Origin of the sequence: Vibrio sp. 070316B (genome assembly GCF_013114115.1) — a bacterium.
Classification (GTDB): domain Bacteria; phylum Pseudomonadota; class Gammaproteobacteria; order Enterobacterales; family Vibrionaceae; genus Vibrio; species Vibrio chagasii_B.
Map to the genome: position 1 here is coordinate 74,448 of NZ_VTYC01000024.1, position 7,046 is coordinate 81,493.

Annotated in this window: 7 protein-coding genes and 3 tRNA genes; 8 read left to right on the forward strand and 2 right to left on the reverse strand. The window is 44.6% G+C overall.

Annotation, left to right across the window (positions count from 1 at the left end):
• The first annotated feature begins 4 nt into the window (after positions 1 to 4).
• Both F0251_RS17360 and hemW read left to right on the forward strand, forming a co-directional pair.
• Positions 5 to 604, forward strand: a complete 600-nt coding sequence (locus F0251_RS17360) for an XTP/dITP diphosphatase (protein ID WP_061032410.1) — start codon at positions 5 to 7, stop codon at positions 602 to 604.
• A complete protein-coding gene (gene hemW / locus F0251_RS17365) occupies positions 604 to 1,791 on the forward strand; it encodes a radical SAM family heme chaperone HemW (protein WP_171731464.1) in 1,188 nt (395 codons plus the stop codon). Before F0251_RS17360 ends, hemW begins: the two co-directional genes overlap by 1 nt.
• A 124-nt stretch (positions 1,792 to 1,915) precedes the next feature.
• Here hemW and glsB read toward each other — a convergent pair whose 3' ends face one another.
• Both glsB and trmB read right to left on the reverse strand, forming a co-directional pair.
• Positions 1,916 to 2,836: a glutaminase B gene (glsB, locus tag F0251_RS17370; protein WP_008223607.1), complete on the reverse strand. Its 921-nt coding sequence runs from the start codon at positions 2,834 to 2,836 to the stop codon at positions 1,916 to 1,918.
• Positions 2,837 to 3,185: 349 nt separating this feature from the next.
• Entirely contained in the window at positions 3,186 to 3,905 is a 720-nt protein-coding gene (gene trmB, locus F0251_RS17375) for a tRNA (guanosine(46)-N7)-methyltransferase TrmB (RefSeq protein ID WP_061032408.1), read from the reverse strand.
• A 165-nt stretch (positions 3,906 to 4,070) separates the two neighbouring features.
• Here trmB and mutY point away from each other — a divergent pair, with 165 nt between their 5' ends.
• The 6 genes from mutY to F0251_RS17405 all read left to right on the forward strand — a co-directional run bounded on the left by mutY (position 4,071) and on the right by F0251_RS17405 (position 7,042).
• Positions 4,071 to 5,126, forward strand: a complete 1,056-nt coding sequence (gene mutY, locus F0251_RS17380) for an A/G-specific adenine glycosylase (RefSeq protein WP_171731465.1) — start codon at positions 4,071 to 4,073, stop codon at positions 5,124 to 5,126.
• A 28-nt stretch (positions 5,127 to 5,154) separates the two neighbouring features.
• Positions 5,155 to 5,427, forward strand: a complete 273-nt coding sequence (locus tag F0251_RS17385) for an oxidative damage protection protein (RefSeq protein ID WP_004738952.1) — start codon at positions 5,155 to 5,157, stop codon at positions 5,425 to 5,427.
• Positions 5,428 to 5,496: 69 nt separating this feature from the next.
• The gene (gene mltC / locus F0251_RS17390) at positions 5,497 to 6,630 is read left to right on the forward strand and encodes a membrane-bound lytic murein transglycosylase MltC (protein WP_061032406.1); all 1,134 of its coding nucleotides are present in this window, start codon (positions 5,497 to 5,499) and stop codon (positions 6,628 to 6,630) included.
• A gap of 103 nt (positions 6,631 to 6,733) precedes the next feature.
• A tRNA-Phe gene (locus F0251_RS17395) sits at positions 6,734 to 6,809 on the forward strand.
• Between the two features lie 74 nt (positions 6,810 to 6,883).
• Positions 6,884 to 6,959, forward strand: a tRNA-Thr gene (locus F0251_RS17400).
• Between the two features lie 7 nt (positions 6,960 to 6,966).
• Positions 6,967 to 7,042 (forward strand) — tRNA-Phe (locus tag F0251_RS17405).
• Positions 7,043 to 7,046 lie beyond the last annotated feature (4 nt).

The window sequence follows — 7,046 nt, forward strand, 5'->3', positions numbered from 1 at the left end:
CCCCATGAGTAAGATTGTTTTAGCCACAGGCAACCAAGGTAAAGTTCGCGAGATGGCAGGTATTCTGTCTGAGTTTGGTTTTGACGTTGTCGCACAAAGTGAGTTTAACGTTTCAGAAGTCGCTGAGACAGGAACAACTTTCATTGAAAATGCCATCATCAAAGCTCGCCATGCTGCCAAAGAGACAGGGCTGCCAGCCATTGCTGACGACTCCGGTTTAGAGGTTGACTTCCTTAAGGGCGCGCCAGGTATCTACTCTGCACGTTACTCAGGTGAAGGTGCTACCGATAAGCAGAACATCGAAAAGCTGCTTGATGCCATGCAAGGTGTTGAGGTAGCAAAGCGTACTGCTCGTTTCCACTGTGTATTGGTGCTAATGCGTCACGAAAATGATCCAACACCATTGGTATGTCATGGTAAGTGGGAAGGACAAATTCTGACTGAAGAACACGGCGAAAATGGCTTTGGCTACGATCCTGTATTCTTTGTTCCAGAAGAGAACTGTGCATCTGCCGAGCTTGACCCTTCACGCAAAAAGCAACTATCACACCGTGGTAAAGCCCTTGCGTCACTATTCAAAGCACTCAAAGAGCAAGATCAGTAATGCACAATGCAGCACTCGTTCCACCAGCTCTTAGCCTTTATGTACACATCCCGTGGTGTGTACAAAAGTGTCCGTATTGTGATTTCAACTCACACGCGTTGAAAACCGAGATCCCAGAAAAAGAGTACATCGATGCACTGCTAGAAGATCTTGATACTGATATCGAAAAATATCAGCTAAATGGCATGCCTCGTCCGCTGCATTCGATCTTTATTGGTGGTGGTACTCCAAGCCTGTTCTCTCCAGAAGGTATCGGTCGACTGCTTCAAGGCATTGAGCAACGCATCCCATTCAAACCTGAAATTGAAATTACCATGGAAGCCAACCCCGGCACCATTGAAGCGGAGCGTTTTGCTGGTTACCAAAAAGCGGGGATTACCCGTATCTCGGTTGGTGTACAAAGCTTTGAGCAAGAGAAGCTAGAAAGGCTTGGGCGTATCCATGGTCAAGATGAAGCAGTCAACGCAGCTCACCTTGCACATAAAATCGGTCTAAACAGCTTTAACCTCGATCTTATGCATGGCTTACCGGATCAAAGCATCGAGCAAGCGTTGTCGGATCTAGATAAAGCGATCGAGTTAGATCCCCCGCATTTATCTTGGTACCAGCTAACAATAGAACCTAACACCATGTTCTATTACAAAACGCCCACCCTACCTGATGACGATGATCTCTGGGACATCTTCGAATTGGGCCACAAAAAGCTCGCTGATGCAGGGTATGTGCAGTACGAAATATCAGGCTACAGCAAGCCGGGCTACCAGTGTCAACACAACCTCAACTACTGGCGTTTCGGTGACTACTTGGGTATTGGCTGCGGCTCTCATGGCAAGCTGAGTTTTGCTGATGGACGAATCATTCGAACGACTAAGGTTAAACACCCTAGAGGCTATTTGGCGGCTTACCAGAATATGGTGAAGCCTTATATTTCGGATGAATTTGAAGTAGCAAACGAAGATCGCCCTTTCGAGTTTTTCATGAACCGTTTCAGGCTGATGGAAGCATGCCCTAAGCAAGATTTCATTGATACGACAGGGCTTGGTTTTGACGCTGTTCAGCCAACAATTGAGTGGGCAAAAGAGCTAGGTTACTTGAGCGAAACCGACACTCATTGGCAGATCACAGAAAAAGGAAAGCTGTTCCTCAACGATTTGCTAGAAGCCTTCATGGCTGAAGAAGACGAATAGTTCGAGATTCGAGAAGCATTGCGTAAGGGTTGGCTTTAGGGTCAACCCTTTTTGTTTTATAGCCCTGTCTCGGAGCGAAGCGTTCTATAGGACAACGTCCGTGCTCGAATCTCGTATCTTTCTCTTAGAAAATAGAACGACCAATACGTTCTGAAAGCAGCTCGAGAGCCTTAGTGCCAGCCAGTGAGTTACCAGAAGGATCCAGCTCTGGAGACCACACTGCAATCGTCATCTCACCCGGTACGATAGCGATAATACCGCCACCTACTCCCGATTTACCCGGCATACCAACGCGATAAGCAAACTCACCGGCTCCATCGTACAAACCACAAGTCGCAAGCAAAGCATTCAACTGCTTAGTCTGTACCGGCGTGATGATCTCTTTCTTAGTCTGAACTGATACACCTTTGTTCGCTAAATAGCTAAAGGTTTTCGCCAAATCCACACAAGTCATCTTAAGTGCACAAGCATGGAAGTAATTATTGAGTACAGGGATAACATCGTTCTCGAAATTACCAAACGAGCGCATCAAGTACGCGATAGCCGCGTTGCGGTCGCTGTGCATCATTTCTGAAGCAGCTACAACCTTGTCGTACACGATATGCGTATCGCCCGATAACTGACGCACAAACTCTAATAAACGCTGTCTTGGCGCTGACAAGCGGCTTTGTAGTAGGTCTGCAACAACAATTGCACCAGCATTGATGAACGGGTTACGAGGAATCCCATGTTCCATCTCAAGCTGAATCATCGAGTTAAAGGCTTGCCCTGAAGGCTCTTTACCTACACGCTGCCAAATCTCTTCCGGCTTATAGAGCACCATTGCTAACGTCAAACTCAAAGCCTTAGAGATAGATTGTACAGAGAAGGCTTCCTCTGCATCACCAGCTTGAATCACTTCTCCTTCATTGGTGTACACCGCAATCGCCAGTTTCTGGTTCGATACACGCGCTAATGCAGGAATATAATCAGCGACCTTTCCCTGACCAATTAAAGGGCGAACTTCTTCTAAGATCTCGGCCAAAATAGCTTGAGTTGGTTTCATGTGTGCTTACTTCTATATTGTTATTTTTGTAGGGATGTAACATATACCAATCGTAGTAAATAACGGCTCACTCTAGCTTGTTAAAGCGCTCGATAACTGCGTGAGAATTTTTGATTGTAGAGTAATACTTATCGAAAAATGCTGCCTTGTTCTCAAGCCTTTTTCCTACGCTATTTCTGCTCACTTACTTACTGTGATTGATACTACTTTCTGTCGTTAAGCCTTTACTGAAATAAAAGCCTAAGGACAAAAAAGCCAACACTACAATAATGTTGGCTTTTATCAATCCCACAAAGTGTAAGGTTAAGATCCTAATCAAATCTCACCTTATATTTGTTGATGTTCAGAATTACTGAGTACGCTTGTACTTAATATCCCAAACGCCGTGACCTAAACGGTGGCCACGAGCTTCAAATTTAGTCAGTGGACGCTCATCCGGGCGAGGAATGTAATCACCATCTTCAGCGATATTCTCAAAACCTGGAGCAACGTTCATTACTTCAATCATGTGCTCTGCGTAGTTTTCCCAGTCAGTTGCCATGTGGAAAATACCAGTTTCAAGGTGTAGCTTAGCACGAACCATTTCAGCGAATTCAGCTTTAACGATACGACGCTTGTGGTGACGGGCTTTGTGCCATGGGTCAGGGAAAAACAGTTGCAGTGTATGCAGGCTGCTATCTGGAATCATGTGTTCAAATACTTCAACAGCATCGTGACACATTACACGTAGGTTAGTTACGCCAGCATCGCGCGCAGTACCCAAACAAGCACCAACACCTGGGCTGTGAACTTCAATACCTAAGAAGTTCTTCTCAGGTGCGTTCTTTGCCATTTCAACCAGTGATGCACCCATACCGAAGCCAATCTCTAGTACAACTGGGTTATCGTTGCCAAATACTTCTTTCCAGTTAAGAAGCTCTGGGTTGTAGTCGATACCCATTGTTGGCCAACATTCATTCATCGCGTTCTCTTGGCCTTTTGTTAAGCGGCCTTCGCGGCGAACAAAACTACGGATCTTACGAACCAGTTTGCCGTCTTCAGTATATTCGTTAGTGGTCACTTCACTCATTGATTTTTGCCTGCACATTGATTAATCAAAGCGGGGATTATCCAAAGAATTGCCTTCGGTGCAAGTCTTTCCGTGGATAAATTCCCACACAATTTGTCTGTTTTACATCCAACGTTAAGTGTGGTGCAATTTCGCTTCTAATAATAGCAAAGCATAGAGCATGTCGTGACTCCTTTCGCAACCGCCATATTAAAGTGGTATGACGCCTACGGGCGTAAAGAATTACCTTGGCAACAAAACAAAACCGCCTACACCGTTTGGCTATCTGAAATAATGCTTCAGCAGACTCAGGTCACCACGGTGATTCCATACTACCAACGCTTCCTGGAACGTTTTCCAACAGTTATCGATCTAGCAAACGCCGAGCAAGATGAAGTGCTCCATCTATGGACAGGGCTTGGTTACTACGCACGAGCTCGTAACCTACACAAAGCTGCCAAGATCGTCGCAGAGCAATATGGTGGTGAATTTCCGCTTTCTATCGAGGAGATGAACGCGCTACCGGGCATCGGTCGCTCGACTGCTGCGGCTGTGCTGTCTTCGGTTCATAAGCTTCCTCATGCGATTCTTGATGGCAATGTAAAACGAACGCTTGCGAGAAGCTTTGCTGTCGAGGGTTGGCCTGGACAAAAGAAGGTTGAAAACCAACTCTGGGAACACGCAGAGGCACACACACCAAAGCAAGATGTCGATAAGTACAATCAAGCTATGATGGATATGGGAGCAATGGTTTGTACTCGTAGCAAGCCTAAATGTACTCTGTGCCCAATTGAAAGCATGTGTGAAGCTAAAAAACTCGATAGACAACTCGACTTCCCTGGCAAAAAGCCAAAGAAAGAGAAACCAGTAAAAGAGACATGGTTTGTAATCCTGTATCACGATAACCAAGTATGGCTTGAGCAGCGCCCTCAATCAGGTATCTGGGGAGGCTTATTCTGTTTCCCTCAAAATGAGAACGCAGAAATCGAACACCAATTGGATCTTCGTTCAATCACAAACACAGATTCAATCAAGACCATGATTGCGTTTAGGCATACTTTCAGCCACTACCACTTAGATATCACACCAGTATTAGTAAAATTAGATAAACAACCAGATTTGATAATGGAAGGGACTAAAGGTCTCTGGTATAACTTATCAAAACCAGAAGAAATTGGCCTAGCCGCTCCTGTAAAGCAGCTTATTGAAAGCCTACCCTTTGAACTGAATGACGACGTTTGAATCAACGAACGCGATAAGAGGAACCACTATGAGCCGCACTGTATTTTGTGCTCGCCTCCAGAAAGACGCTGAAGGCTTAGAATTTCAACTTTACCCAGGTGACTTAGGTAAGCGTATCTTTGACAACATCTCTAAAGAAGCTTGGGGACAATGGCAAAGCAAACAAACCATGCTTATCAATGAAAAGAAGCTAAATATGATGGATCCTGAACATCGTAAACTTCTTGAAACTGAGATGGTTAACTTCCTTTTCGAAGGTAAAGATGTCGTAATTGATGGCTACACTCCACCAAGCGAATAAGACATTTATTTAAGCAAATTTTAATGACATCATGGTTAGCGCTGCGATGTCATTTTTGTATGAGGAACTATGAAAAAGCTCAGTTACTTCCTAACCGCCATGCTACTTACTGGTTGCAGTCGTGAGTTCGTTGAGAGCATTTATGATGTGAATTACGAGCCAACCAACCGATTCGTAAATAACTTAGCGGAGTTACCCGGTCAATTTGAAAAAGATACAGGCGCATTAGACGCTTTGATCAATAGCTTTTCTGGCAATATCCAAAAGCGCTGGGGTAGCAACGAAATCAAGATGGCAGGTAAGAGTAACTATGTGAAATACATAGATAATTACTTGAGCCGATCAGAAGTAAACTTTAGCGAGGGCCTGATAACGGTAGAAACAGTTTCCTCAACAGAGCCTAAAAAACACCTCAAAAATGCAATTATGACAACGCTGTTGACACCGGATGATCCAGCACATGTCGACCTATTCTCTTCAAAAAGTATCAAATTAGAAGGTAAACCTTTTCTCTATAACCAAGTTGTAGACCAAGAGAAAAAGCCTATCCAATGGACATGGCGCGCCAACAAATTTGCTGACTACCTGATTGCCAACAACCTCAAAACCAAAGAAGTCGACTTTAAAAAAGCCTATTACGTTGAAATCCCTATGGTGGCCGATCACGCAAGCCAACGTAGTTACCAATATGCCGATATCGTTCGACGTGCATCTAAGCGCTATGACATCCCAGAAGACTTAATCTACGCAATCATCAAGACAGAAAGTAGCTTTAACCCATATGCGGTTAGCTGGGCGAATGCATACGGCTTGATGCAAGTTGTGCCGAAAACAGCAGGTCGAGATGTATTTAAACTGGTAAAAAACAAACCTGGGGAGCCTACTCCTGAGTACTTATTCAACCCAGAAAACAACATTGATGCCGGCACCGCGTACTTTTACATCCTTAAAAATCGCTATTTGAAAGATGTGCGACACCCCACAACATTGGAATACAGCATGATTTCTGCGTACAACGGTGGCACTGGTGGTGTACTCAATACCTTTAGCAAGGACAGAAAGCGAGCAATGCGTGACTTAAACTCACTGCAACCGAGTCAAGCTTACTGGGCACTTACTAAAAAACACCCGAACAAAGAGTCGCGCCGATACCTAGAAAAAGTAACAAAGTTCAAGAAAGATTTTAACCAAGGTAAAACGTAAGCCTCACTTTTGAATAAAAAAACAACTAACGAACGTTTTTTTTAATTATTTTCAAAAAAGGTGTTGACGGTTATGCAGAAAATCCGTTTAATAGCGCTCCGTTGCCCGGATAGCTCAGTCGGTAGAGCAGAGGATTGAAAATCCTCGTGTCGGTGGTTCGATTCCGCCTCCGGGCACCACAATTTGATTTGTTGGTGTCAACACTCTTTAACAGGGAGTAACAGCACGGACAAAAGCATAAAGAATTTAGTGTGCCGACTTAGCTCAGTAGGTAGAGCAACTGACTTGTAATCAGTAGGTCACCAGTTCGACTCCGGTAGTCGGCACCATTCTTTTGCCTCGATAGCTCAGTCGGTAGAGCAGCGGATTGAAAATCCGCGTGTCGGTGGTTCGATTCCGCCTCGAGGCACCATTAT